The sequence below is a fragment of the Bradyrhizobium mercantei genome (assembly GCF_001982635.1).
Taxonomy (GTDB): Bacteria; Pseudomonadota; Alphaproteobacteria; order Rhizobiales; family Xanthobacteraceae; genus Bradyrhizobium; species Bradyrhizobium mercantei.
On record NZ_MKFI01000006.1, the window covers coordinates 59,052 to 83,229 of the forward strand.

24 protein-coding genes are annotated in these 24,178 nt (G+C 65.4%); 4 read left to right on the forward strand and 20 right to left on the reverse strand.

All coding sequences use genetic code 11. The annotated features are described in order from the left end of the window. Nucleotides 1-59: 59 nt before the first annotated feature. Nucleotides 60-653 carry a GNAT family N-acetyltransferase gene (locus BI327_RS27060; protein WP_076864352.1) on the reverse strand — a complete coding sequence of 198 codons (594 nt, stop codon included), beginning with the start codon at nucleotides 651-653 and terminating at the stop codon, nucleotides 60-62. A 149-nt stretch (nucleotides 654-802) separates the two neighbouring features. Between BI327_RS27060 and BI327_RS27065 the strand changes: the two genes are divergently transcribed. Further along, on the forward strand, nucleotides 803-1,084 hold the full coding sequence (locus BI327_RS27065; protein ID WP_076864353.1) for a hypothetical protein: 282 nt from the start codon (nucleotides 803-805) through the stop codon (nucleotides 1,082-1,084). 184 nt (nucleotides 1,085-1,268) lie between these two features. Here BI327_RS27065 and BI327_RS27070 read toward each other — a convergent pair whose 3' ends face one another. The 5 genes from BI327_RS27070 to BI327_RS27090 all read right to left on the reverse strand — a co-directional run bounded on the left by BI327_RS27070 (nucleotide 1,269) and on the right by BI327_RS27090 (nucleotide 8,566). Continuing rightward, the gene (locus BI327_RS27070) at nucleotides 1,269-3,713 is read right to left on the reverse strand and encodes a penicillin acylase family protein (protein WP_076864354.1); all 2,445 of its coding nucleotides are present in this window, start codon (nucleotides 3,711-3,713) and stop codon (nucleotides 1,269-1,271) included. A 60-nt stretch (nucleotides 3,714-3,773) separates the two neighbouring features. Further along, nucleotides 3,774-5,276: a glycerol kinase GlpK gene (gene glpK, locus BI327_RS27075; protein ID WP_076864355.1), complete on the reverse strand. Its 1,503-nt coding sequence runs from the start codon at nucleotides 5,274-5,276 to the stop codon at nucleotides 3,774-3,776. Nucleotides 5,277-5,515: 239 nt separating this feature from the next. Then, nucleotides 5,516-6,529, reverse strand: a complete 1,014-nt coding sequence (locus BI327_RS27080; protein WP_076864356.1) for an SGNH/GDSL hydrolase family protein — start codon at nucleotides 6,527-6,529, stop codon at nucleotides 5,516-5,518. 16 nt (nucleotides 6,530-6,545) lie between these two features. Further along, on the reverse strand, nucleotides 6,546-7,316 hold the full coding sequence (locus BI327_RS27085; RefSeq protein WP_076864357.1) for an SGNH/GDSL hydrolase family protein: 771 nt from the start codon (nucleotides 7,314-7,316) through the stop codon (nucleotides 6,546-6,548). Then, on the reverse strand, nucleotides 7,313-8,566 hold the full coding sequence (locus tag BI327_RS27090) for an OpgC domain-containing protein (protein WP_076864358.1): 1,254 nt from the start codon (nucleotides 8,564-8,566) through the stop codon (nucleotides 7,313-7,315). Before BI327_RS27090 ends, BI327_RS27085 begins: the two co-directional genes overlap by 4 nt. A 274-nt stretch (nucleotides 8,567-8,840) precedes the next feature. Here BI327_RS27090 and apaG point away from each other — a divergent pair, with 274 nt between their 5' ends. Further along, entirely contained in the window at nucleotides 8,841-9,239 is a 399-nt protein-coding gene (gene apaG, locus BI327_RS27095) for a Co2+/Mg2+ efflux protein ApaG (RefSeq protein WP_076864359.1), read from the forward strand. A gap of 220 nt (nucleotides 9,240-9,459) precedes the next feature. On the opposite strand, the gene BI327_RS27100 is transcribed toward apaG, so the two are convergent. The 3 genes from BI327_RS27100 to BI327_RS27110 all read right to left on the reverse strand — a co-directional run bounded on the left by BI327_RS27100 (nucleotide 9,460) and on the right by BI327_RS27110 (nucleotide 12,714). Beyond that, nucleotides 9,460-10,461, reverse strand: a complete 1,002-nt coding sequence (locus tag BI327_RS27100; RefSeq protein ID WP_076864360.1) for an Hsp33 family molecular chaperone — start codon at nucleotides 10,459-10,461, stop codon at nucleotides 9,460-9,462. A gap of 121 nt (nucleotides 10,462-10,582) precedes the next feature. Further along, nucleotides 10,583-11,509 (reverse strand): ornithine carbamoyltransferase, encoded by a 927-nt coding sequence (gene argF / locus BI327_RS27105; protein WP_028342316.1) that lies wholly within the window; start codon nucleotides 11,507-11,509, stop codon nucleotides 10,583-10,585. Further along, nucleotides 11,509-12,714, reverse strand: a complete 1,206-nt coding sequence (locus BI327_RS27110; RefSeq protein WP_076864809.1) for an aspartate aminotransferase family protein — start codon at nucleotides 12,712-12,714, stop codon at nucleotides 11,509-11,511. Before BI327_RS27110 ends, argF begins: the two co-directional genes overlap by 1 nt. Here BI327_RS27110 and BI327_RS41900 point away from each other — a divergent pair. Then, nucleotides 12,713-12,952, forward strand: a complete 240-nt coding sequence (locus tag BI327_RS41900; RefSeq protein WP_143271701.1) for a hypothetical protein — start codon at nucleotides 12,713-12,715, stop codon at nucleotides 12,950-12,952. The genes BI327_RS27110 and BI327_RS41900 overlap by 2 nt on opposite strands. Nucleotides 12,953-13,212: 260 nt before the next feature. Continuing rightward, on the forward strand, nucleotides 13,213-13,725 hold the full coding sequence (locus BI327_RS27115; protein WP_018269585.1) for a GcrA family cell cycle regulator: 513 nt from the start codon (nucleotides 13,213-13,215) through the stop codon (nucleotides 13,723-13,725). A 274-nt stretch (nucleotides 13,726-13,999) separates the two neighbouring features. Here BI327_RS27115 and phoB read toward each other — a convergent pair whose 3' ends face one another. The 11 genes from phoB to BI327_RS27170 form a co-directional block, all read right to left on the reverse strand. After that, nucleotides 14,000-14,710, reverse strand: a complete 711-nt coding sequence (gene phoB / locus BI327_RS27120; protein ID WP_016844067.1) for a phosphate regulon transcriptional regulator PhoB — start codon at nucleotides 14,708-14,710, stop codon at nucleotides 14,000-14,002. 106 nt (nucleotides 14,711-14,816) lie between these two features. Next, the gene (phoU, locus tag BI327_RS27125) at nucleotides 14,817-15,536 is read right to left on the reverse strand and encodes a phosphate signaling complex protein PhoU (protein WP_076864361.1); all 720 of its coding nucleotides are present in this window, start codon (nucleotides 15,534-15,536) and stop codon (nucleotides 14,817-14,819) included. 20 nt (nucleotides 15,537-15,556) lie between these two features. Then, entirely contained in the window at nucleotides 15,557-16,375 is an 819-nt protein-coding gene (gene pstB, locus BI327_RS27130) for a phosphate ABC transporter ATP-binding protein PstB (protein ID WP_074131128.1), read from the reverse strand. Next, nucleotides 16,372-17,217, reverse strand: a complete 846-nt coding sequence (gene pstA / locus BI327_RS27135; protein WP_076864362.1) for a phosphate ABC transporter permease PstA — start codon at nucleotides 17,215-17,217, stop codon at nucleotides 16,372-16,374. Before pstA ends, pstB begins: the two co-directional genes overlap by 4 nt. Before the next feature lie 4 nt (nucleotides 17,218-17,221). Beyond that, nucleotides 17,222-18,211 carry a phosphate ABC transporter permease subunit PstC gene (pstC, locus tag BI327_RS27140; protein ID WP_076864363.1) on the reverse strand — a complete coding sequence of 330 codons (990 nt, stop codon included), beginning with the start codon at nucleotides 18,209-18,211 and terminating at the stop codon, nucleotides 17,222-17,224. Nucleotides 18,212-18,438: 227 nt separating this feature from the next. Further along, complete coding sequence (gene pstS, locus BI327_RS27145; RefSeq protein ID WP_076864364.1) at nucleotides 18,439-19,449, reverse strand: phosphate ABC transporter substrate-binding protein PstS; 1,011 nt, start codon at nucleotides 19,447-19,449, stop codon at nucleotides 18,439-18,441. Nucleotides 19,450-19,585: 136 nt separating this feature from the next. After that, nucleotides 19,586-20,899 carry an ATP-binding protein gene (locus BI327_RS27150; RefSeq protein ID WP_076864365.1) on the reverse strand — a complete coding sequence of 438 codons (1,314 nt, stop codon included), beginning with the start codon at nucleotides 20,897-20,899 and terminating at the stop codon, nucleotides 19,586-19,588. Nucleotides 20,900-20,983: 84 nt separating this feature from the next. Beyond that, entirely contained in the window at nucleotides 20,984-22,039 is a 1,056-nt protein-coding gene (locus tag BI327_RS27155) for a lysylphosphatidylglycerol synthase domain-containing protein (RefSeq protein ID WP_076864366.1), read from the reverse strand. 350 nt (nucleotides 22,040-22,389) lie between these two features. Beyond that, nucleotides 22,390-22,617 (reverse strand): SelT/SelW/SelH family protein, encoded by a 228-nt coding sequence (locus tag BI327_RS27160; protein ID WP_076864367.1) that lies wholly within the window; start codon nucleotides 22,615-22,617, stop codon nucleotides 22,390-22,392. Between the two features lie 18 nt (nucleotides 22,618-22,635). Beyond that, the gene (locus BI327_RS27165; RefSeq protein ID WP_076864368.1) at nucleotides 22,636-23,544 is read right to left on the reverse strand and encodes a haloalkane dehalogenase; all 909 of its coding nucleotides are present in this window, start codon (nucleotides 23,542-23,544) and stop codon (nucleotides 22,636-22,638) included. Then, a complete protein-coding gene (locus BI327_RS27170; protein WP_076864369.1) occupies nucleotides 23,541-24,131 on the reverse strand; it encodes a TetR/AcrR family transcriptional regulator in 591 nt (196 codons plus the stop codon). Before BI327_RS27170 ends, BI327_RS27165 begins: the two co-directional genes overlap by 4 nt. Nucleotides 24,132-24,178: the final 47 nt, after the last annotated feature.

The following is a 24,178-nucleotide window of genomic DNA, read 5'->3' on the forward strand; positions in this document are numbered from 1 at the left end:
TATGGGTCCCCGGTCGCGCTGACGCTTGCCCGGGACGACGGCGGCGTCTGTGGCAGCGGCTACTCAATCATCGGCACGTGCCTTGCCGCATCGCGCGGCAGTTTGCCGTCGAGCCTCGGATCATCCGCCACCTCGATCTGGCGCAGGAACGGGCGGAAGCCGGAGCGCTGGTAGAACGCGACGGCAGAGGGATGATCGAAGGTGCAGGTGTGCACCCAGAAACGGCCGATATCGCGCGACCAGGCGATCTCGAGCGCGCGGTTCATCAGGAAGCGCGCGGCGCCGGTGCCGATGAATCTTCCGGTGACGCCGAAATAGAGCAGCTGGCATTCGCCGACTACGCTGAAATCGAGTTCGAGCAGGCCTTCATCATGGCCATCGACGGCAAGCCCGTAGAGCTCAACGCCGGGCGCGTGAATCCGAGAAGCGAGATCGGCGTCATCGAGCCCGGTGCGGGTGAACCACAGCCAGTCCTCGCCGACGCGGCGGTAGAGATCGCGATACCAATCGAGCGCGGGCGGATCGACCTTGCGCAGCCGCCACGCACCGGGCGGATCGTCGCGCAACGGCGGGCGCGCGGTCATTTCCAGATGTGTGACGACGGCGGCGACCTTGCCTTGGGGGATGTCGGAGTAACCGTCGGGGAGCAGCATCGCGCAACCTTTGTTTCTGCGTGTCGGCCGGAGATATTCGGATGTCGCGGCAGATGCAATGCAACGCCGCGTAACAATGTTACCGATTTGTCAGTGGGTGTTTTGGCGAATCAGCGGCTCCATGTGCAGAGGCCACCGGAGCAACGACCGTGTCGCGCCATCACACGCTGCCGCCGATCATTTACACGCCGCCGCCACCAAAGCCGAAGCCCGCGCGGCGCCGGCGCAGCGTTGGTTATGCCTATGGTGCGGGCGCGGCTGATGAGGCCGTGGACGTCGAGGATGGAGCGCCCGTGCGCAACGCACAGGCAGTTCCGCAGCATGCGCGGCCGGTCGAGACGGTCGAGCGGCGCGTGCCGTCGCCGAACGGCAAGCTCAGCGACGATACGTTGCGGGCGATGCTTGAGGTGCAGGAGAAGCAGGAGAAGTAACGCGCTGCGGTGCCGCACACTCCCTGTCGTCCCTGCGAAAGCAGGGACCCATAGCCACAGGACGTGAGGATGGCGCAAGCTGGGGCTACAGCATCGCGCCACAACGCGACCCTGTGGTTATGGGTCCCGGCCTTCGCCGGGACGACAATGAGTTCGTGGCGCGGCCGCTGAGGCGTACTCGCCCTCACCGCGGCGTCAGCGAGATCGCCTCCGCCGTCGCCGCTTCCACGGCCGGGCGGCTGTAGAGCAGCGGCACATACTGCCCTGTCGCCCAGAGCGGCGCGAGGTCGCGGTAGTGGCCGCTGAAGGGATCGCCGGATTGGCCGGGCGTGTTGATGGTGCGGCTGGCATCCCAATTGCCGACATCGAGCACCATGCGGAACGAGGCGCCGGAGGTCAGATGATAGTCGGAGCGGCGGTAGGTGGCGGCGCGCGGCACGTTGGCGGCGCCGCCGTAAGCGAGCGGGCCGACCTGCATCTGCGTTGCCGTGGCCTTGTCGGCGAGCGGCATCAGCGCGTGATTGAACTGCGCGACATGCAGCCGGCCCCAGCGCCAGGTCGACGCATCGCTCCCGAGCTTGTCGGTGACGTCGGCGACGGCCGCGCCGAGGCTGTCGCGCAGCACGCGGTCGCGCCCGGCCGAAGGATCGCTGCCGAGCGCCGCATCGGGCTTTTCGAGATAGGCCACAATGGCGGAGATGCTGGAAGCCTCCGGCGCGATCAGTTCGGCCGCCTTCGGCGCCGTGGTCTTGAGCAGCACCGGACCGAGGTGGTTTGCGATCCACACCTCGTAGACCGCAGCCGCAGCGCTGTCCTCGGTGTCGCGAGCGTCCCACGCCTTGAGGAGATCGAGGCCCTTCTTGACGTTGGCATCGTCGGACGTGAGCGGCTTCAAGAGCGCGACGAGACGGCGCGCCAGCATGCCGGTGTCATCGTTCTGCAGCGCCATCGCATCGGCCAGCGTCACCTTGCTGTTGGCTTGCAGCACCTCGGTGATGCGCTGCCAGCGCGCGCTGTCGGCCCATTCGAAACCGACCCTGCGTTCGCTCACCGGATAATCCGCCGGCAGGTTCATCTGGTTGGCGGTGGCGATGAAGCCCTGCTTCGGCTGATAGAGTTTCGGCAATTCGTCGAGCGACAGAAAACCCTGCCACTCGTAGCGGCCGTCGCCGGGCACCGGCATCAGGCCATCGAAGCTGGTGCGGCGCGGCGTCTTGCCGGCGGCGACCCAGCCGATATTGCCTGACGTGTCGGCATAGACCTGGTTCTCCGACGGCGCGCCCCAGCGCCGCATCGCACCGAGGAAGCCGTTCCAACTCTTCGCGGTCATGTAGTCGGACGAGCCGAAATAAGCCGAGGTGCCCGGCTCGAACCAGATCGAGCGCACGGCGAAGGCATGCTTCTTGTCGGCATCGACGAAGATCACCGGGCCGTGGCGGGTGAACTTCAGCTCGAGGTCGCGGTCGGCTTCGCCCTTCACCGCTTCCTTTTCATGCACGATGCGCATGTCCTCCCAGCCCGTGCCGTAACGGTACTGGTTCGGATTGTCCGGGTTGAGCTCGTAGACGTAGAGGTCTTCCTGGTCGACGTTGAAGATGGTGAGGCCGAACGCGATGGTGTCGTTGTGGCCGATCGAGATGCCCGGCAGCGCCGGCTCACCGGCGCCGATCACGGAGATGCCCGGCGCATTGAGCCCGACGATGTAGCGCAGCGACGGCACCGAGTGCTCGCGATGCGGATCGTTGGCGAGGATCGGACGCCCCGTCGCGGTGCGTGATGCCGCGATCACCCAATTGTTGGAGCCGATGGTGTCGCGCTGCTGATCGGCTTCGGCGAGGTAGGTGTCGGGATCATGCGCCAGCGCGGCCTTCTGGTCCTTTGGGGCGGCGAACTTGACCGGGCGGGTGGCGAGGTCGTAGGCGGCGAGCACGCCCTTCGGCACACTGCAGGGATCGAGGCCGTCAGGGATCTTCGTGGTCCATTCCGGCTCCAGCTTGACGCGGAAGCGATCGGCATCGAGGCCGGCGGCGCAGGCCACCAGCGAGCGTTTCACCTCGGAGGCGACGTTGCGCGTCAGACCATGGCTTCGGACGCGCACGACATCCTCCGCCGACCAGAGATCAGGCATCGTGCCCGCGATCCGAAACTCGATCGGCAGCGGACGCTTGCCCGCCTTGACGTCGGCGACATAGGCATTGACCCCGGCGACGAAGGCTTCGGCATAGGACTTCGCCTTCGGGCCGTAGGCGGCCCATTCGGGATTCATGTCGCCGCGATAGAGGAACAGGCGCAGCGCCTTGTCCTGCTCGGCATAGGCCGGGCCGAAATCCTTGGCCAGCAGACCGAGCCCGCGCTTGCGCCAGAGATCGATCTGCCAGAGCCGGTCGCGCGCGGCGTTGAAGCCTTGCAGGAAGAACAGGTCGTGCTCGTTGCCGGCGTAGATGTGCGGAATGCCCCAGGCGTCGACCAGGATCTGGCCCGGCGCCTTCAGCCCGGCGACGTCGGTCTTGACCTCGCGCGCGGACACAAGCGCGCTCGGCTTCTCGCGCGCGGCGGCGGGTGCGGCGAGCATTGCTGCGCAGAGCGCAGCATTGAGTAGTCTGATGACGCGGTTGAGATCCGTGTTCATGTTGTTCTCCGATGGTTGTTATTATTGGTACGAGACTTGAGCCGGAATTTTTGCCCGGCGCTACTCCCCCTCGTCGCTCGCCAGCACGCCCTTCACGGCGCGGGCCCAGCCGGCGAGCTTGCGCTCGCGGGTAGCCTCGCTCATCGCCGGCCGGAAGCGGTGCTCGAGCCGCCAATTGTCGGCGAACTTCGCGGGCTCCGGATAGACGCCGGCATCGAGGCCGGCGAGATAAGCGGCGCCGAGCGCGGTGGTCTCCTGGATCATCGGGCGATCGACCGGCGCGTTGAGCAGGTCGGCGAGCCGCTGCATGGTCCAGTCGGATGCGGTCATGCCGCCATCGACGCGCAGCACGGTGTTGGCGGCGTTGGCCTCCGGCCAGTCGGTGCGCATCGCAGCCCACAGATCGAAGGTCTGGTAGCAGACGCTCTCCAAGGTCGCATGCGCGAGCTCGGCCGGGCCGGTGTTGCGGGTGAGCCCGAACAGCGCGCCGCGCACGCGCGGATTCCAGTACGGCGCGCCCATGCCGACGAACGCCGGCACGAGGTAGACGCTCTGCATGCTGTCTGATTTGTCGGCAAGCGGCCCCGTCTCGGCGGCGTGCTTGATGATGCCGAGCCCGTCGCGCAGCCACTGCACCGCAGAGCCGGCGACGAAGATCGAACCTTCCAGCGCGTAGGTGCGCTCGCCATTGAGCTGATACGCAATGGTCGTGAGCAGCTTGTTTTTCGAGGCGACCGGCGTGGTGCCGGTGTTGAGCAAGGCAAAGCAGCCGGTGCCGTAGGTCGACTTCATCATGCCGGGCTCGAAGCAGGCCTGGCCGATGGTCGCGGCCTGCTGGTCGCCGGCGATCCCCGAGATCGCGATCGGGCCGCCGAACAGGTCAGCAGTGCTCTCGCCGAAGCGGGCGGAGGAATCCTTCACCTCGGGGAGCATCGAGCGCGGCACGCGCAAGAGCTTGATGAGGTCGTCGTCCCAGGCGCCGGTGTGGATGTTGAACAGCAGCGTGCGCGAGGCGTTGGTGGCATCCGTTGCATGCACCCTTCCGCCGGTGAGCCGCCACAACAGGTAGCAGTCGACGGTGCCGAACAGCAGCTCGCCGCGCTCGGCGCGTTCGCGCGCGCCCGGCACGTGGTCGAGGATCCAGGCGACTTTTGTCCCCGAGAAATAAGGGTCGATGATCAGGCCGGTCTTGGCCGAGATCGCGGGCTCATGGCCTTCCGCTTTCAACCTGGCGCAGATGTCGGCGGTGCGGCGGTCCTGCCAGACGATGGCGCGGTGCACGGCCTGGCCGGTGGCGCGGTCCCACACCACGGTGGTCTCGCGCTGGTTGGTGATGCCGATCGCGGCGATGTCCTTCGCCTTCAGCCCGGCCTTCTCCAGCGCCTCGCGGCAGACCATGACCGTCGAGGTCCAGATGTCCTCCGGCTCGTGCTCGACCCAGCCGGAGGCCGGGAAATGCTGCGGAAACTCCTGCTGCGCCACGGCAGCGATCGAGATGTCGCTGCGAAACACCATGGCGCGCGACGATGTGGTGCCCTGATCGATGGCCAGCACGTAAGACATGAGCGTTTCCCTTGAGGCTTGGTCGAGGCGCCAAGGGAGCGGATTACCGCGGCGAGGTCAAGCTGGGGATGTTTCAGCCCGGTGAAGCCATCAGACCCGTCATCCTGAGGTGCGAGCGGAGCGAGCCTCGAAGGATCGACGGCCACCAGTCGGGCCGTCGACCCTTCGAGGGCCGCTGAAGAAGCGGCCACCTCAGGGTGACGGTGATAGAACAAGAGCCGGGAGAGAAGACAGCCCGATCACATCGGCCGGTAGGTCCGCACGTCCGCAGGCACGTTGACGCCGATCTTGATCGCGCCGACCGAGCGGATGATGTCGTCGCCGAGCAGCTGGGCGAAGCAGGCATAGCCCCAATCGTTCATGTGCAGGCCGTCGGCGGTGACGAAATCGCTGATCGGGATCGCCTGTTTCTCGTGCCAGTCGCGCATCACCTCGAAGCGCGGGAAGATGCCGACATGGCGCAGCGCGGCGATGCGGCCGAGCAGCTTCACCATGCCGCGCGCGCTCTCGGGACGCTCGGTGACGCGCGGCGAATATTGCGGATCGACCAGCACGAGATCGGCGCCGTCGGCCTGGATGCGCGCGACGCCGTCCTCGACCTGCTTGGCGGTCTCGACGGGATCGAGGTTGCGCAGCACCGCGTTGGTGCCGACCTGCCAGATCACCATGTCGGGATGCATGTCGATCACTTCGGTCTGCAACCGCTTCATCATCTCGGGCGCGTCCTCGCCGCCCTTGCCGCGGTTGAGCACGGTGATGTCGGCGGAGGGATACTGCCGGCGCAGCTGCGCGGCGAGGCGGTTGGGATAGGTGAATTCCGGCGCCGACGAACCGTAGCCCTGGGTCGAGGACGAGCCGAACGCGATGATGATAACAGGCTTGCCGGCGGCGAGCTTGGCCGCGACATGCGGCAGCGAGCCGGTGGTGTTCGCCGCGCCCTTGGGTTGATGGCAGGGCACGCGGTGGAAGATGTCGCTCGCCGAGCGCGCGACCTGCTTCACCGTGTCGAGCGCCTTGGCGGCGACGCCCTGTCGCGGCTGCTGATTGGCCGCATCGGCTTCGATCGCGGCGGGCTTCGCCGCATCGGGCTTTGCAGCCTCAGGCTTGGCACCCGATGAGAGCGCGGCATGCTGGTCGGCCTGGCCGGTCTGCGCGCACAACGGCGCAACCGCGAGCGGCGCGAGCAGCAAGAGCGCCGCAACGGCGCACAGGCTCCGCCCTGCGCGAGGGCGAAAAGGGAAGGCAAAACGCATCACAACTCTGCTTCCTCTAATTCTGCTGCACCGGGCCCAGATGGGCCGCATCGATCACGAATTTCGCAAGGGCGCGGCCAAGACAGGCATGAACCTTCTTGGCCAGATCGACACCATGCGCGGTGCTGAACAGGTCAAAATATCCGGCGTCGCTCCACTGCTTCATAATCGCGAACCGGTCGAACAGCGGAACGTCGTGCTGCTGCGCCACCACCTTGATATTGTCGAGATATGGCGGCGCAGAGATCATCGTCTCCGTACGCGGGCTGTATTGCAGATTGACCAGCACCACGTCGGTCCCGGTGCCCCGCAGCGCAACAACGCCGTCGTTGATGGCGGTACGGAAGTCGTCGGGATCGACCGCTCGCATAGCATCCACCGTCCCGGTCTGCCAGATAACCAAAGTAGGCTTTTTTGCTTCAACAAGCTTAACAAGGGTTCCCGCGGTCTCCTCGGCGGTGCTTTTTGCCTGTAATTCTACGGATAGATCGATCGTAGCCTGCGGAAATGCCTCCTTCAGCGCCGCCTGCATCGTGGCCGGATAGGCGCTCGCCTCGTTGCCGGGAATGGTCGAGGAGCGGCTGCCCACCACCAGCACGTTGAGCGGCTGGTTGGCCTTCACGGCGTCGGTGACCTTCGGCAGCGAGCTCTCGCTCGTCAGCAGATAGGCGGGCACGTCGCAGGGCGGTGCCGGTGGTGCAGGCTCGGGAGTGTCGCCGGCGCGCGCGGGCGCGGCCGCCAAACAGGCGGCCAGCAACAGGCCCAGCATCGTCCGCGCGGACTTCATGCTCCCCCTCCCGCCAGATCGGCGTTGCCGACGGCGCCTTTTTTCGAGGCGCCTTTGTCGGCGGAGTGCTTGTACCACGAAATAATCCACGCCATGCCGCACATGATGAGGATGCCGCAGACGCTGATCAAGGCGTGCAGTGCGGCACCGCCCGAGACTTCGGCAAGCACGAAGTGACCGGCAAAGGCGAGGAAGACCCCGAGACAGAATATCTCAAGCGAATGCTGGCCACACAGGATCAATGGTCGCAGCCAGCGCGATTTCAAGCCCGGCCAATCCCGGGGCAGGAAGCGCACCGTGAGGGCCGCGAGCGCCAGGAAGTGCGCGAACCGCAGCACGTCGAGGTCGGTCTTGTTGATCGGATACATCCACTGCTCGACGACCTTCGGCATGATGTGGCCGAGCTGCGGCACGTACCAGGTCAGCGTCACGAAGAACGCGGCGACCAGATAGACGATGCAGATCCACATCGTGATGTTCGAGGACAGGATCCGCGACATCCGCCGCGCGCCGCCGAGCGCGCACCAGGCGCCGAACACGAACAGCAATTGCCAGGCGAACGGATTGAACGCCCAGAAGCCGTTCGGATAGGCCGACAGATAAAGGTCGAACTGCCAGGTCAGCGCGTAGAGCAGGACCGACAGGCCGAGCGTGACGTCGGGCTTCCACTTCATCAGCCACAGGATCAGCGGCAGGAACAGCATCAAGACAATATAGAGCGGCAGCACGTCCATGTTGACGGGACGGAAGCGCAGCAGCAGCGCCTGGACGATGGTGACGTCGGGCTGCTTGAGGAAGTCCATGATCCCCATTTCCTCGCTGTAGAGCGGGTTCTCGAACGAGGTCGCGACATAGGAGATCTCGGCGAGGAAGATCGTGAACAGGAAGACGTGGGCGACATAGATCTGCCAGACCCGGCGCAGGATGCGCGCGGTCGCGATCACGAAGCCGCCCTCCAGCATGGCGCGGCCATAGACGAAGGCCGCGGTGTAGCCGGAGATGAAGATGAAGATCTCGGTGGCGTCGGAGAAGCCGTAATTGCGGATCGTCAGCCAGGTCAGAAGATTGGTCGGCAGATGATCGATGAAGATCAGCCACAGCGCGAGCCCGCGGAACAGATCGAGCCTGAGCTCGCGCTCGCCGGTCATCGGCAGCGTGATCGCGGGCGCCGCGGCTTTTGCCTCGCTCTTGGCCTCGGCCTTGGTGTCAGCCACCGGCGAACCGGCTATGGGATCGGCAATCGAGCTCATCAAACACCGTGTCGGCCGCGGACGCCCCGCATGCCCAGCTGAAGAGATAATATCGGTCCGCGCCGTGCCGACAAAGCGCAGAGTGCGGCGGCATGCGGCCGCGCTTTAGAGCGGAACTATGTTGAAAGCGCGATGAACAGACTGCCTCCGGGGCCGGGTTTTCACCGCCTGCCAGGCGATTGGTTCCGGCTGATCAATTGGCTATGATGGCGTCCTGTTTGCGCGTGATCCGGTCGAAAGCGGATCACGCACCAAGACCATCGGATTGAGCCGTATGTATCGCGCCGTTACCCGCCAGATCGAAGTCACCGTCGAGCCGAACTTCATGCCGGAGCGCTCGTCCATCGACCGGCGCGAATATTTCTGGTCGTACAAGATCGTGATCGTCAATTCGGGCCCGGAAACCGTGCAGCTGCGCACGCGGCACTGGATCATCACCGACGCCACCGGCCGCCGCCAGGAGGTGCGCGGCGAAGGCGTGGTCGGCGAGCAGCCGGTGCTCGCGCCCGGCGAGCGGTTCGAATACACGAGCGGCGTGCCGCTGCCGACCGCCTCCGGCTTCATGACCGGCAGCTATCAGATGGTCACCGAAGCCGGCGAGCGCTTCGACATCGCCGTGCCGACTTTCTCGCTGGACAGTCCGAGCCCGGATGGGAAGCGGGTGCTCAATTAGCCGGTGGTGTCATGCCCCGCCACCGGGTCTCGCCTTCGGCGAGCCCGATGACAGACTCCGGCGCGTGGAGGGATCTGCCCCCACCTACACCTGTCATCGCCCGGCTTGACCGGACGATCCAGTACGCAGCGGCCTCTCGATTCAAGTACCGGCGTCTCTGGAATACTGGATCCACCGCTTTCGCGGGTGATGACGAGCGTTGTGTGGCGGGAAGCCTGCCTTACTCCACGCCCGCTTCCTGCGGCGTGAACTCGTAGACCGACGAGCAGAACTCGCAGGTCACGACGACCTTGCCGTCCTTGACCATCTCGGCGCGATCGTTCGGCGCAAAGCTCTTCAGCATCGACGACACCGCATCGCGCGAGCAGGAGCACTGCGCGCGCAGCGGTTGCGGATTGAAGACGCGCACGCCGCGTTCGTGGAACAGGCGGTACAGCAGCCGCTCGCCGGAGAGATCGGGATCAATCAGCTCGACATCCTCGACGGTCGAGATCAGCGACTGCCCCTCGACCCAGGCGTCATCGTCAGGCACCGAGTGCGTGACCGTGCCCTCCGGCGCATCGCCGGGATGCAGATCCGCCTGCTTGGCGCGCTCGGGCGCCTTGGGCAGGAATTGCAGCAGGATGCCGCCGGCGCGCCAGTGCAGCTTGCCGCCCTCGCCGCCGCGCATCTCCTCGCCAACCGCAAGCCGCACCCGCGTCGGGATCTGCTCCGAGCGCAGGAAATATTCGTGAGCCGCCTCTTCCAGGCCGCCGCCGTCGAGCGCGACCAGCCCCTGGTAGCGGCTGGTGTTGGAGCCCTGATCGATCGTCATCGCAAGGTGGCCCTTGCCGAGCAGTTCGCCCGAGGTCTGGCCCGGCTTGAGCTGCGCCGCGTCGTAGCGTGCATAGGCGCGCAGCCGGTCCGGCGCCTGGAAATCGACGATCAACAGCGAGACCGGACCTTCGGTCCTGGTCTGCAGGATGAAGCGGCCCTCGAACTTGACCGTTGAGCCGAGCAGCGTCGTCAGCACGATGGCCTCGCCGAGCAGCTTGCCGACCGCAGGCGGATAATCGTGCTTGTGCAGGATCTCGTCGAGTGCGGGGCCGAGCCGGGTCAGCCGGCCGCGCAGGTCCAGCGCGCCGACCTCGAAGGCCAGCACGGCATCGTCGACAGGAACCGCTGACGGCGCGCGAATTGGCGCCTCGGTGGTGATTTTGATGTCGGGGGATTGTGAAACCATGGCGCTCTATCTGGGGTCTCGGACCGTGAAATAAAGGGGTTCAGCATACCGAGGATCGACGTCGTCCCTGCCTAGTGCGCAATTGCGCACGGGAGCAGGGACGACAACCGCAGATGTGGCCCTACGCGACCGCGTCGAAACACCAGGCCAGAATGCCCTTCTGCGCGTGCAGGCGGTTTTCCGCCTCGTCGAACACCACGGATTGCGGCCCGTCGATCACCTCGTCGGTGACCTCCTCGCCGCGATGCGCGGGCAGGCAGTGCATGAACAGCGCGTCCGGCTTGGCGAGCGACATCAGCTTGGCATTGACCTGATAGGGCCGCAGCACGTTGTGGCGGTGCTCGCCCTCCTTGTCGCCCATCGACACCCAGGTGTCGGTGACGACGCAGTCGGCGCCGCGCACCGCGGCCTCCGGATCGGTGCCGAGCATGATCGGCGCGCCGGTCGCCTTGATCCAGTCGCGCATCGGCTTCTTCGGCGACAGCTCCGGCGGGGTCGCGACATTGAGCTGGAACTTGAACCGCTCGGCGGCATGCGCCCAGGAGGCCAGCACGTTGTTGTCGTCGCCGGTCCAGGCCACGGTCTTGCCCTCGATCGAGCCGCGATTTTCCTCATAGGTCATCAGGTCGGCCATCACCTGGCAGGGATGCGAGCGCCGGGTCAGGCCGTTGATGACGGGAACGGTGGCGTGGGCCGCGAGCTCGAGCAGCGCGTCATGGTTGAGGATGCGGATCATGATCGCATCGACATAGCGCGACAGCACGCGCGCGGTGTCGGCGATGGTCTCGCCGCGGCCGAGCTGCATCTCGGCGCCGGTCAGCATGATGGATTCACCGCCGAGCTGGCGCATGCCGACGTCGAACGACACGCGAGTTCGGGTCGATGGGCGCTCGAAGATCATCGCCAGCGTCTTGCCCTCGAGCGGCTTCCTGCCCTTCTCATGCGCCTTGAGCTTCGCCTTCATGGCGGCTCCGGCGGAAAGCATGTTGCGCAGCTCGCCGAGCGGCAGCTCGTTGATGTCGAGGAAGTGACGCACCGGCTTGCTCATTATCCGGCCTTCCTCGGCTGCGCCGCCGACAATGTCGCGCAGGCGCGCTCGAGCGAGCCGATCGACTGGTCGATCTCGGCCTCGGTCACGATCAAAGGCGCGAGGAACCGGACCACATTGTCGCCGGCGCCGACGGTGAGCAGCTTTTCGTTGCGCAGCGCGGCGATCAGATCGCCCGACGGCACCACGGCCTTGACGCCGATCAACAGCCCCTCGCCGCGCACCTCCGACAGCACGCCGGGATAGCGGTCGACGACGGAAGCGAGCTTCTGCTTGAGCAGCAGCGACATCTTCTGCACGTGGTCGAAGAAGCCGGGCTTCAGCATGACGTCGAGCACGGCATTGGCGGCGGCGACCGCGAGCGGATTGCCGCCGAAGGTCGAGCCGTGCGAACCCGGCGCCATGCCGGCCGCGGCCTGCGCGGTCGCCAGCACCGCGCCGATCGGGAAGCCGCCGCCGAGCGCCTTCGCCAGCGACATCACGTCCGGGGTGACGCCGGTGCGCTTGTAGGCGAACAGGTCGCCGGTGCGGCCCATGCCGGTCTGCACCTCGTCGAATGCGAGCAGCAGGCCATGCTCGTCGCACAGCGCGCGCAGCGCCTTGAAGAAGGCCTGCGGCGCGCCGCGCACGCCGCCCTCGCCCTGCACCGGCTCGATCAGGATGCCGGCGGTGTGCGGGCCGATCGCCTTCTTCACCGCCTCGATGTCGCCATGCGGCACCTGGTCGAAACCGTCCATCGGCGGGCCGAAGCCTTCGAGATATTTCGCCGAGCCGGTCGCAGCCAGCGTGCCGAGCGTGCGGCCGTGGAAGGCGCCTTCGAAGGTGATGATGCGGTAGCGTTCGCCATGGCCCTTGGAGAAGTGATGATGGCGCACCAGCTTGATCACGCCCTCCATCGCTTCCGCGCCGGAATTGCAGAAGAACACGAAGTCGGCAAAGCTCTGCTCGCAGAGCCGCGCCGCGAGCACCTCGCCGTCCGGGCTCTTGAACAGGTTCGACATGTGCCAGAGCTTGGTCGCCTGTTCCTGCAGCGCCTTGACCAGATGCGGATGCGCATGCCCGAGCGCGTTCACCGCGACGCCCGAGGTGAAGTCCAGATAGCGGTCGCCGTTGGTTGCGATCAGCCAGGCGCCCTCACCGTGCTCGAAGCCGAGATCGACCCTGGCGAAGACGGGGAGCAGATGCGACGAGGCGACGTTGGTCATGGCGTTCACTGCCGGTTTGAGGCCGACAATTGCCGCGCGCATTGACGCCAGCGCAGCAACGGCCAGCTTCGGAAAACAAAACGGCCGCCTTTGCGGGCGGCACGTGGGCAACATTCTATGCTGCGGCGGCACCGTGTCAATCGCCAGGAGCCGCCCTTTTGCCGGCCTTTCTGCAATGCGCAGCGAGCGCAATCCGGAGCATTCCGGTGCGGTGGAAAAGCCTCATTGCAATGCTTAACTGTGTGGGAACATGTGGACGCACGGCCGCGGACTCTTGCGCCAGAGTCACGCCATATTGTAGCGTTTGGCCTGTCGGGTACGACATCTCGTGCGGCAGTACTGGACCCTCTAAGTAGCCTTCGTGTCTCGCGTAAACGTTCGGGCGCAACACCGCGCCCGGCGAGGGCTAAGGGATTCTGGCCGCAGGGATATTTGTCCAGATTTGGCTCGCAGCGCCGCTCCAATGACTGGCCGGCGCCATGCGAAAGGAAGAATGCGATGACGGTATTGACCTGGTCCGACGATCGCGTCGAGCAGCTGAAGAAGCTCTGGGAGTCTGGCCTTTCGGCCAGCCAGATCGCAGCGGAACTTGGCAATGTGACGCGAAACGCCGTGATCGGCAAAGTACACCGGCTCGGCCTATCCGGCCGCGCCAAGGCTCCCTCCACGGCTGCGCCGCGGCAGCGCAAGGCGCGTCCCGCCCAGCACATGATGCGGGTGGCGCGCCCGGTCTCGCGCGGCAACACCGCGCTCGCGCACGCCTTCGAGGTCGAGATGGAGCCCGATCCGATCTCGTACGACAACGTCGTGCCGATGAGCCAGCGGCTATCGCTGCTCGAGCTCAACGAGGCCACCTGCCACTGGCCGGTCGGCGATCCCTCGAGCCCGGAATTCTTCTTCTGCGGCGGCAAGGCGCTCGCCGGCCTACCCTATTGCGCGCATCACTCGCGCGTCGCCTACCAGCCCGCCGCCGATCGCCGCCGGCCGTCGGCGAAGCCGCAGATCAAGTAGCACTCGGGAAAACTAGCCTGGACTGCAAAAACAAATCCCCGCGCAAGCGGGGATTTTTTTGTGAGTGTGTGACGTCACAAGAAGGTCGGATCGCAGCCCGGGGAGAAGCGAACATACGACGTAAGGTGAGCACGCATGTCGGGCTCCCTCCCCCGCAAGGGGGGAGGGAGCCAGACAGTGTGCTCACCTCACGCGATAACAAACCAATTCACGCCACCGCTCGCGGCGCTATGGATTGCTTTGCTATGACAACGGGTAAAAAGGCCCGCAGCCGTTACGGCTGCGGCTCGGCCTTCGCAAACCGGTCGTCGAGCGCGTAGCCGGCGCCACGCACGGTGCGGATCGGATCCTGCTCGCGGCCCGGATTGAGCAGCTTGCGCAGGCGGCCGATATGCACGTCGACGGTGCGCTCATCGATGTAGATGTCGCGGCCCCAGACGCTGTCGAGCAGCTGCTCGCGGCTGAACACGCGGCCGGGATGCTCGAGGAAGAATTCGAGCAGGCGATACTCGGTCGGCCCGAGATCGATCGGGCGGCCCGAGCGCGCCACGCGGCGCTTCTCGCGGTCGAGCTCGATGTCGCCATAGGTCAGCACGGTCGCAAGCCGTTCGGGGCTCGCGCGGCGCAGCAGGCCCTTCACCCGCGCCAGCAGCTCCGGCACCGAGAACGGTTTGACGATGTAATCGTCGGCGCCGGTGGCAAGCCCGCGCACGCGCTCGCTCTCCTCACCGCGCGCGGTCAGCATGATGATCGGAAGCTGCTTGGTCTCGGGCCGTGCCCGCAGGCGGCGGCACAGCTCGATGCCGGACAGGCCCGGCAGCATCCAATCGAGCACCACGAGGTCGGGAACGCGCTCCTTCAGGCGGGTATCAGCATCGTCGCCGCGCCCCACGGTTTCGACATCGTAGCCTTCGGCATCGAGGTTGTAGCGCAACAAAGTCGTCAGCGCTTCCTCGTCTTCGACTACCAGAATGCGTGCGCTCATCGGTCTAAGTTCTTTCTCTGTGGAGATCCGTTGCCCTGACGCAAACCGAAACGCCTACTTCCTTCAGCAAAGCCCCCCGCGCAAGCGACTTGCACGGATCATGCCCCTAGGTGGTGCCCGGCACCGTGGTGGCAAAAGTAGTCATGTCGCCCTTCGGGCGCTTGTCGGTGATCTGCTGGCCCTCGATCATGTAGAACACGGTCTCGGCGATGTTGGTCGCGTGATCGCCGATCCGCTCGATGTTCTTGGCGCAGAACATCAGATGGATGCAGAACGAGATGTTGCGCGGATCCTCCATCATGTAGGTGAGGAGTTCGCGGAACAGCGAGGTGCAGATCGCATCGACTTCCTCGTCGCCCTTCCAGACGTTCATCGCCGCCGGCAGATCGTGCGCGGCATAGGCGTCGAGCACCGACTTGACCTGCGACAGCACGAGGTCGGTCATGTGCTCGAGGCCGCGGATCAGCTTCAGCGGCTGGAAATCGCTCTCCAGCGCCGCGACGCGCTTGCCCATGTTCTTGGCGAGGTCGCCGATCCGCTCGAGGTCGGTAGCGACGCGCATTGCGCTGACGATCTCGCGCAAGTCGATCGCCATCGGCTGGCGGCGGGCGATCGTCAGTACCGCGCGCTCTTCGATGACGCGCTGCAGATTGTCGATCTCGATGTCGGCGGCGACCACGCGCTTGCCGAGCGCGACGTCGCGACGGATCAGCGCATCGACCGACTCGGTAATCATCCGCTCGACGAGGCCGCCCATCTCGGCGACCAGGCGGGTCAACTCCTGCAGGTCGCTGTCGAATGCCTTGGCGGTATGTTCAGAAGCCATCGCTTGTCTCCTCAGCCCGGTCAACCAAACCGGCCGGTGATGTAGTCCTGGGTGCGTCGATCGCTCGGCGAGGTGAAGATCTTGTTGGTGTCGTCGAACTCGATCAGTTCGCCGAGATACATGAAGGCTGTCTTGTCGGAGACGCGCGCCGCCTGCTGCATGTTGTGGGTGACGATCGCGATCGTGTAGTCCTCGGAGAGCTCCTGGATCAGCTCCTCGACCTTGGCGGTCGAGATCGGATCGAGCGCCGAGCACGGCTCGTCGAACAGGATCACCTCGGGACGTACCGCCACGGTGCGCGCGATGCACAGGCGCTGCTGCTGGCCGCCCGAGAGCGACAGGCCGGAGGCGTTCAGCTTGTCCTTGACCTCGTTCCACAGCGCGCCGCCGCGCAGCGCCTTCTCGACCCGGTCGTCCATCTCGGACTTCGAGATCTTCTCGTAGAGACGGATGCCGAAGGCGATGTTCTCGTAGATCGTCATCGGGAACGGCGTCGGCTTCTGGAACACCATGCCGACCCGCGCGCGAAGCAGATTGAGGTCGAGCTTGGGATCGAGAATGTTGGTCTGGTCCAGCATCAGCTGGCCGACGGCGCGCTGGCCCGGGTAAAGGTCATACATCCGGTTGAAGATGCGCAGCAGGGTCGACTTGCCGCAGCCCGACGGGCCGATGAACGCCGTGACGCGATTGGTGCCGAGCGTCAGGTTGATGTTCTTCAGCGCGTGGTGCTCGCCGTAATAGAAGTTGAGGTTGCGCACCGTGACTTTCGGCGGCGCTTCGGGAAGCGGAACCTGGGGAATGTGGCCCGCGGCAGTCGTGGAGACGGAAAGCTCGGTCATTTTGCGGCCCTTTCGGCACCAAGGATACGCGCGCCGATATTCAGCGCGAGCACAGTGAATGTGATGAGCAGTGCGCCGCTCCACGCCAGTTCTTTCCAGTAGGCGTAGGGGCTCTGCACGAAGTTGTTGATGGTCACCGGCAGGTTGGCCATCGTCTTGGTCAAATCCCAGCTGAAGAACTGGTTCGACAGCGCGGTGAACAGCAGCGGCGCGGTTTCGCCGGCGACACGCGCGGTCGCCAGCAGCACGCCGGTGATCAGACCCGACCGGGCCGCACGATAAGCGATCCGCTTGATCACCAGCGAACGCGGCAGGCCGAGCGCCGAGGCCGCCTCGCGCAGCGGATTGGGCACCAGGAGCAGCATGTCCTCGGTGGTGCGCAGCACGACCGGGATCACGATCACGGCGAGCGCCAGCGCACCGGCGATCGCCGAGAAGCCGCGCATCGGCACCACGACCGCGCCATAGATGAACAGGCCGATGATGATCGAGGGCGCGCTGAGCAGGATGTCGTTGATGAAACGGATCACCGAGGTCAGCTTGTCGTGCTTGCCGTACTCGGCGAGGTAGGTGCCGGCGAACAGGCCGAGCGGCGCGCCGATGCCGACGCCGATCACGGTCATGATCACCGAGCCGACGATGGCGTTGAGCAGACCGCCTTCGGTCGAGCCCGGCGGCGGCGTGTTCTGGGTGAACAGCTGCACGCTGAGGCCGGCAAGGCCGTTGTAGAGCAGCGTGAACAGGATCAGCGCCAGCCAGGTGACGCCGAACAGCGCGGCGCCGACGCAAAGTGCGCGGATGACGATGTCGCTGCGGCGGCGGGATTTGTAGATCGGGTTCATGGCGTTACTTCCCCGCCTTCTTTTCAAGCCGCATCAGCATCAGCCGCGCGCCGGCGAGCACGAAGAAGGTCAGCACGAACAGCAGCAGGCCGAGCAGGATCAGGCCGGACTGGTGCAGGCCGTCGCTCTCGGCGAATTCGGAAGCGATCGCCGCGGAGATCGTGGTGCCCGGCGCGAAGATCGACGACGAGATGCGGAACGAGTTGCCGATGATGAAGGTCACCGCCATCGTCTCGCCGAGCGCGCGGCCGAGCGCCAGCATGACGCCGCCGATCACGCCGACGCGGGTGTAGGGGATCACGACGCTGCGAACGACTTCCCAGGTGGTGCAGCCCATGCCGTAGGCGGCTTCCTTGAGCACCGGAGGCACGGTCTTGAACACGTCGACCGAGATCGCGGTGATGAACGGCAGCACCATGATCGCGAGGATCAGCGCGGCGTTGAACAGGCTGAGATAGGACGGCGGGCCGGCGAACACCGCGCCCAGCACCGGGACGCCTTCGAAGATCCGGATCATGAAGGGCTGGAACGTGTTGGCCAGGAACGGCCCCAGCACGAAGAAGCCCCACATGCCGTAGATGATCGAGGGAATGCCGGCGAGCAGCTCGATGGCGATGCCGATCGGGCGGCGCAGCATTTGCGGGCAGAGCTCGGTGAGGAACACGGCGATGCCGATGCCGACCGGAATGGCGATCAGCATCGCGATGATGGAGGTGATCAGCGTGCCGTAGATCGGGCCGAGCGCACCGAGCACCGGCGGATCGGCCGAGGGCGCCCAGCGCTGCGTCCAGAGGAAGGCGAAACCGTATTCCTTCATCGCCGGCCAGGCGCCGACGATCAGCGACAGGATGATGCCGCCGAGGATCAACAGAACCGAGATCGCCGAGATGCGGGTGATCCAGTAGAAGGTGAGATCACCGAGCCTGAAGGCGCTGAGGGCCTTTGCGCGATCGTAAGGTCCCGCGGCTTCCATTACATCGCCCTGAACAGCCATGTCTGCCACGCCTATCCCCTCTTTTTTATTTGAAACCTGCACAAACCGCCACGCCCCGAAGCGATCTTTACGGACGCATGAGGCCGGGCGTCGTTCCGGCTTGCGCCTCCGAAGGCGCGAACCCCGGGCCCCACCCGCGTTTGTGACCGCTGTGATGGAGCCCGGGTCTTAACCGCTCAACCTGTGCCGCCTTGAAGGCGGCACAGGCTGTGTTCAAACCGTCAGACTTAGCTCTTGATGTCCGACGACCAGGTCTTCTCGATCAGCTTGACGACCGAGTCCGGCATCGGGATGTAGTCGAGCTCTTCGGCCGCCTTGTCGCCCTTCTCGAAGGCGTACTTGAAGAACTTGAGCGCTTCCTGCGAGGCCGCCTTGTCGGTCGAGTCCTTGTGCATCAGGATGAAGGTCGCGGCGGTGATCGGCCAGGAGGCTTCGCCCGGCTGGTCGGTCAGGATCACGTAGTAGCCGGGAGCCTTGGCCCAGTCGGCATTCGAGGCAGCCGCCTGGAAGGCGCCGATGGTCGGCTGCACGGTCTTGCCGGCCTTGTTGACCAACGCGGTGTAGGTCAGCTTGTTCTGCTTGGCATAGGCATACTCAACATAGCCGATCGCGTTCTTGGTCTGGCTGATGTTGCCGGCAACGCCTTCGTTGCCCTTGGCGCCGACGCCGACCGGCCACTCGACCGCGGTGCCGGAACCGACCTTGGACTTCCAGTCGGCATTCGACTTGGAGAGGTAGTCGGTGAAGTTGAAGGTGGTGCCCGAACCGTCCGAACGGCGCACGACGGTGATCGCGTCGGCCGGCAGGGTCAGCTTCGGATTGAGCTTGGCGATCGCCGCGTCATTCCACTTGGTGATCTTGCCGAGATAGATGTCGCCGAGCACTTCGCCGGACAGCACGAGATCGCCCGACTTGACGCCTTCGACGTTCACGACCGGAACGATCGCGCCCATCACCATCGGCCACTGGACCAGGCCGTCCTTCTCGAGCTGCTCGGCCTTGAGCGGCGCGTCGGTGGCGCCGAAGGTCACGGTCTTGGCCTGGATCTGCTTGATGCCGGCGCCGGAACCGATCGACTGGTAGTTCAGACCGTTGCCGGTCTCCTTCTTGTAGGCGTCAGCCCACTTCGAATAGATCGGGAACGGAAACGTCGCGCCCGCGCCGGTAATATCGGCAGCGAAGGCCGACGTCGAAGCGGCGACCATGCCGGCAGCGACGATTGCTTTGATGAAATTCATGGGGTCGTCTCCATCTTGTGAGCGAAGCGCCGAATGCGCCCGATCGCGCTCACGCCGGTCCATCTAGGAGCGGTCGGTGCTGCTTTTACGAAGGTTGGATGACAGTTGGATGACAGAGCTAAGCGACTGAAAATGCTTAGCTTTGGGTTGGCAGCGGGGTCTTCGGGCGGGGAAAACAGGCGGTAAAAGTCGCACCATTCTTCGGCACGCTCTCGATCAAGAGACGCCCGCGATGACGGTTAAGAATATGTTTCACCAAGGATAATCCGAGGCCTGTTCCGCCCTGGTTACGGCTGTCGCCGACATCCACCCGGTAGAAGCGCTCGGTCAGCCGCGGCAGGTGCTCAGGCGCGATGCCGGGGCCGAAATCCCGTACCAGGACACGGATTTCGGGGGTTCCCTCGCCCGATGCGCCCGGTGCGGTCTGATTGAGCGACACTATGACGCGGCCCCCGGAGGCGCCGTATTTGAGGGCATTCTCGATCAGGTTCTCGAACAGGCGGAGCAGTTCCTCGCGATCACCGGCGATCATGACCGGGGCCTGGGGCAGATCGACGTCGATCTCGACCTGGCGCTCGCTGGCCAGGGCCTCGAGCCCGTCGGCCACCTGGCGGATGATCGGCACGATGTCGATCGAGGCCTCCGGCCGGACATGGGCCGACAGCTCGACCCGCGACAGCGACAGCAGGTCGTCGATCAGCCGCGCCATGCGGGTGGCCTGGGTGTGCATGATGCCGAGGAAGCGCTCGCGCGCCCGCGCGTCCTCGCGCGCCGGCCCCTGCAAGGTGTCGATGAAGCCGGACAGCGCGGCGAGCGGCGTGCGCAGCTCATGGCTGGCATTGGCGACGAAGTCGGCCCGCATCTCCTCGACCCGGCGCAGCGGCGTCAGGTCGTGGAACGTCATCAGCATGCACTTCTCGGTGCCGCCGAACTGGGTCGGCACCGGCACCGGCGTGATCACCAGTTCCATCCAGCGATCGACCGGGACGTGGTCGGTATAGGTGGCGCGGCGCGGCTCGGTGGTCGCGATCGCCTCGCGCAGCGCGGTGATGATTTCGGGCGAACGCAGCGCAAATTGCGCCAATTCGTTCCTGCGCAGCGCCGGCGCGAGCTGCGCCGCGGCGGCATTGAGATGGATGACGCGGCCGGCGCGATCGAGCAGCACCGCCGGGTCCGGCATGCCGGCGACGACGGCGCTGACCGCTGCGGCCTCCACCGGATTGACGCCGCGGACATCCTCGCGCGAGGTCCCGGCATCATGCAGCCGCCATGGCACCAGCGCCGCGGCCGCGATGCAGACGAACACCGCACAGGCGCGCACCAGCGACAATTCGCCGAGCGCGACCACCACGCTCAAGGCCAGCGCAGCGGCGAGCAGGATCAGCGCGGAATGGCGCAGCCGGTCGGGCCAGGGCGAGAAAATGGATTGCGGCGTATCGTCAATTGCCATCGCGGCGGCTTTCTTCCCGTCGGTTCATGTCTCGCCCAGGCACGGTCACGTCGACCTTCCTTTGGGAGGCATCGGTCCGCGTCATCAGGCGCCGGAATCACCGCGCTTGCGGACCAGAACCGCCTCATGATGCGGCTCGGCGCGGGGACCCGAATCAGCCTGCGGCAGCCGTTTGAGTCGGGCGCCGACGATAACCTCCCGAAACGTCAGCAAGATTACAGATATGACGAACGGGGCAATATAGTAGAGCAGGCGGAACAGCAGCATACCGCCGAGCAGGTCCTCGCGGTCCATCTGCCAGAGGCCGACCAGCATGGCGGCGTCGAACACCCCGAGCCCGCCCGGGGAATGGCTGGCGAAGCCGAGCAGGGTCGCCGACACGAAGATCACCGCGACCACGACGAAGCCGAGATTGGGCTCGTCCGGCACCAGCACGTACATCGCGAGCGCGCAGAAGCCGAGGTCGACGATCCCGATCATGATCTGGAGCAGCGTCAGCGGACCGCCCGGCAGGGTCACGGTCCAGGGGCCGCGGCCCACCACCCGCGGCTGGGTCCAGACCCAGACCACATAGGCGACCAGCGCGATGATGATCCCGAACGCCAGCGTGCGGTTGAGCCAGGGCGGCAGCTGGTCGATGTTGGCGGCGGCCTCCGGGTGGTATGCGATGCCGAGCCCGAGCACGGCGGCATTGCCGAGCCAGAAGGTGAGGCCGGCGAGGAAGCAGATCTTGGCGACGTCGATCGCGTTCAATCCCCAGGCCGAATAGATCCGGTAGCGCACCGCGCCGCCGGTGAAGACGCTGGCGCCGACATTGTGGCCGATCGAATAGGAGGTGAACGCCGCGAGCGCGTTGATGCGGTAGGGCACGTGGGCGTGGCCGATCGCGCGCACCGCGAACAGATCGTAGAAGGTCAGCGTGAAATAGCCGGCTGCGACGAACAGTCCCGCCAGCGCGATTTGTCGCGGCTCGGTGCTCTTGATGGCCTCGAGCACCTCGTTGGTGTCGATGCCGCGCAGCATGTGGTAGAGGACGTAGCAGGCGATGCCGATAACGGCGATGCTGATGACAACACCCAGCCGGTGCAGGATTTGCTTCTGGCGCAGAAACGCCATCGCCCTGCCTATTGCTTCCAGCATCTAGACCTCGAATTGCGATCCCGCGACGACGGCTCCCGGGCGACCTCCGCCGGCGCTTCGCTGTTCCCTGCCCCGTGTAGCGCGTTTTTTGCCGGAGTGGAATTCGTCAAAGGACAATAAAACGCGCATCTTCAAGATATTAGGAATGATTCATGACAGCGGGTACACAAATATGCGCGTTTCTCGCCACCTTCGACAAGACTTGACGTGGGCGTGCGGCAGTTAGCCCGCCGAACCGAGCGCAAAGCCATCCGGGAAACTACGGGAAGTGCACACTGCGGTGGCACCCGATCGGCGAAAATCGCCGCCGCGATGGTCACGCGACGGCGATGAGGCAAGCCTGCGGTTCGTTATGCCCGCGCAGTCGCCACCGCGGTGACGATTTCGGCGGCATCGGGGAAATGCCCCTTCACGCGCTTGGCGATCACTTTGCCGTCAAGCGCGACCTCGAAGATGCCGCCCTTGCCCGGCACCAGCTTCGCCTCGAGCCCGAGGCGCTCGCGCAGCAGCGCGGCGGCTTCCCTGGCGCGCTTCTCGTAGCCGCAGGGACGGCAATAGGTGATCGAGAGATCGGTCATGGCACGCTCTCCATCCACTCATGCGGCGAGATGCTGCGCGTTTACGGCCTCGATGCCCGCGATCCAGCCTGTAACCGAGCGGCCGATCGCCTCCGGATGATCTTCCTGCAGATAGTGCGCGCCGGCACCGAGCTGAATGACCGCGCAATGCTGCAGCCGTGCGGCAAAGTCGGCGGCGAAGGCCGGCGACACCAGCGCCCCGGGAGAGCCGGCAAACAGCAGCTTCGGATAGGTCGATGCCGCCAGCGCCGCGTGCGCCGTGGTGAGTGCCGCATAGACGTCAGCCGGCTCGTCCGCGATCGGTAATTCGCGCGGCAGCATCAAGGTCGGTTTGCGGCTCTCGCGGGTCGCGAACGGCGCACGGTAGGCTTCCATCTCTTCCTCGCTGAGCTTGCGCAGGATCGAGCCGGGCAGCACGCGCTCGACGAATGCATTGTTGTCGAGGACCATCGCCTCGCCCTCGCCCGGTGTGCGGAATTTGCGGAACGTTTCCCTTGCGCCCTCGTGCTGGTGGAAGTCGGACCAATCCCGCATCGGGCGGATGAACTCCATGAAGGCGAGCCCGCGCACCAAATGCGGGCGGCGCGCCGCGAGGTGGAATGCGAGCGCCGTGCCCCAATCCTGGGCGACGAGATACGCCGAGGTGATGCCGAGTTCGTCGATCAGCGCGTCGAGATAGTCGGCCTGATCGAAGAAGCGGTAGGCGATGTCGGGCTTGCCGGAGTGGCCGTAACCGATCAGGTCGGGGGCGATGCAATGCCCGACCGGCGCCACCAGCGGCATGATGTTGCGCCAGATATAGGACGAGGTCGGATTGCCGTGCAGGAACAGCACGTGCGGCGCGTCGCTGCGGCCAAGCTCGCGGTACGCCATCGTGGTCCCGAGCACGGCGCGATGATGCAGGCTGATATCGGCAGATGTCGTCATGGCAACTCCTTGAACACGGTATGGAATGCGATCGTCTTGAAACGTTCGAGCGCGGCAGCGCTGCGTTCGACCTTCATGCGCAGCATCGCGCCCTGCCAGGATGCGAGCAGGAAATCGGCAAGCTCGTCGGCATTGAAGTCGGAGGCGATCTCGCCTTTGGCCTGAGCCTCGGTGATGCAGGCGACAAACGGCGTGCGCCATTCCCGGAAGATCTCGTCGAGCTGCTCGCGCAGCATCTCGCTCGAGCCCGATGCCTCGAGGCTGAAATCGCCGATCAGGCAGCCGCGGGTGAAGCCGTCATGCGCGAGCTTGCCGGTGATCAGATCGAGATAGCGGCGGAGCCGTTCGCGCGGCGCCAGCGTCGTGTCGCCGAGTGCTTCGGCGACCAGGCCGCGCACATAAAGGAAGTAGCGGTCGAGCACTTCGGAGGCGAACAGCTCCTTGGAGCGGAAGTGGTTGGTGAACGAGCCCTGCGGCGCGCCGGCGGCAGCGGTCACGTCGCGCACGCTGGTGCCGTGATAGCCGGTCCGGAACATTTCCTTCAGGCCGGCGTCGAGGATGGCATCGCGGAGAGAGGGTTTTGGCATGGACGTGATTTAATACGTACGTACGTATTGATGTCAAGCACTAAAAT

What these genes read in the sequence shown, in the direction of transcription:
- BI327_RS27150 (WP_076864365.1), bottom strand. Translation starts at nt 20,899, where the DNA reads ATGGCAATTGACGATACGCCGCAATCCATTTTCTCGCCCTGGCCCGAC.
- glpK (WP_076864355.1), bottom strand. Translation starts at nt 5,276, where the DNA reads ATGTCTTACGTGCTGGCCATCGATCAGGGCACCACATCGTCGCGCGCC.
- pstC (WP_076864363.1), bottom strand. Translation starts at nt 18,211, where the DNA reads ATGGCTGTTCAGGGCGATGTAATGGAAGCCGCGGGACCTTACGATCGC.
- phoU (WP_076864361.1), bottom strand. Translation starts at nt 15,536, where the DNA reads ATGGCTTCTGAACATACCGCCAAGGCATTCGACAGCGACCTGCAGGAG.
- apaG (WP_076864359.1), top strand. Translation starts at nt 8,841, where the DNA reads ATGTATCGCGCCGTTACCCGCCAGATCGAAGTCACCGTCGAGCCGAAC.
- pstS (WP_076864364.1), bottom strand. Translation starts at nt 19,449, where the DNA reads ATGAATTTCATCAAAGCAATCGTCGCTGCCGGCATGGTCGCCGCTTCG.
- BI327_RS27100 (WP_076864360.1), bottom strand. Translation starts at nt 10,461, where the DNA reads ATGGTTTCACAATCCCCCGACATCAAAATCACCACCGAGGCGCCAATT.
- BI327_RS27085 (WP_076864357.1), bottom strand. Translation starts at nt 7,316, where the DNA reads ATGAAGTCCGCGCGGACGATGCTGGGCCTGTTGCTGGCCGCCTGTTTG.
- BI327_RS27170 (WP_076864369.1), bottom strand. Translation starts at nt 24,131, where the DNA reads ATGCCAAAACCCTCTCTCCGCGATGCCATCCTCGACGCCGGCCTGAAG.
- pstB (WP_074131128.1), bottom strand. Translation starts at nt 16,375, where the DNA reads ATGACCGAGCTTTCCGTCTCCACGACTGCCGCGGGCCACATTCCCCAG.
- BI327_RS27110 (WP_076864809.1), bottom strand. Translation starts at nt 12,714, where the DNA reads ATGACCAACGTCGCCTCGTCGCATCTGCTCCCCGTCTTCGCCAGGGTC.
- BI327_RS27090 (WP_076864358.1), bottom strand. Translation starts at nt 8,566, where the DNA reads ATGAGCTCGATTGCCGATCCCATAGCCGGTTCGCCGGTGGCTGACACC.
- BI327_RS27155 (WP_076864366.1), bottom strand. Translation starts at nt 22,039, where the DNA reads ATGCTGGAAGCAATAGGCAGGGCGATGGCGTTTCTGCGCCAGAAGCAA.
- BI327_RS27115 (WP_018269585.1), top strand. Translation starts at nt 13,213, where the DNA reads ATGACGGTATTGACCTGGTCCGACGATCGCGTCGAGCAGCTGAAGAAG.
- BI327_RS27060 (WP_076864352.1), bottom strand. Translation starts at nt 653, where the DNA reads ATGCTGCTCCCCGACGGTTACTCCGACATCCCCCAAGGCAAGGTCGCC.
- BI327_RS27165 (WP_076864368.1), bottom strand. Translation starts at nt 23,544, where the DNA reads ATGACGACATCTGCCGATATCAGCCTGCATCATCGCGCCGTGCTCGGG.
- argF (WP_028342316.1), bottom strand. Translation starts at nt 11,509, where the DNA reads ATGAGCAAGCCGGTGCGTCACTTCCTCGACATCAACGAGCTGCCGCTC.
- BI327_RS27080 (WP_076864356.1), bottom strand. Translation starts at nt 6,529, where the DNA reads ATGCGTTTTGCCTTCCCTTTTCGCCCTCGCGCAGGGCGGAGCCTGTGC.
- phoB (WP_016844067.1), bottom strand. Translation starts at nt 14,710, where the DNA reads ATGAGCGCACGCATTCTGGTAGTCGAAGACGAGGAAGCGCTGACGACT.
- BI327_RS27160 (WP_076864367.1), bottom strand. Translation starts at nt 22,617, where the DNA reads ATGACCGATCTCTCGATCACCTATTGCCGTCCCTGCGGCTACGAGAAG.
- pstA (WP_076864362.1), bottom strand. Translation starts at nt 17,217, where the DNA reads ATGAACCCGATCTACAAATCCCGCCGCCGCAGCGACATCGTCATCCGC.
- BI327_RS27070 (WP_076864354.1), bottom strand. Translation starts at nt 3,713, where the DNA reads ATGAACACGGATCTCAACCGCGTCATCAGACTACTCAATGCTGCGCTC.
- BI327_RS41900 (WP_143271701.1), top strand. Translation starts at nt 12,713, where the DNA reads ATGGCGTTCACTGCCGGTTTGAGGCCGACAATTGCCGCGCGCATTGAC.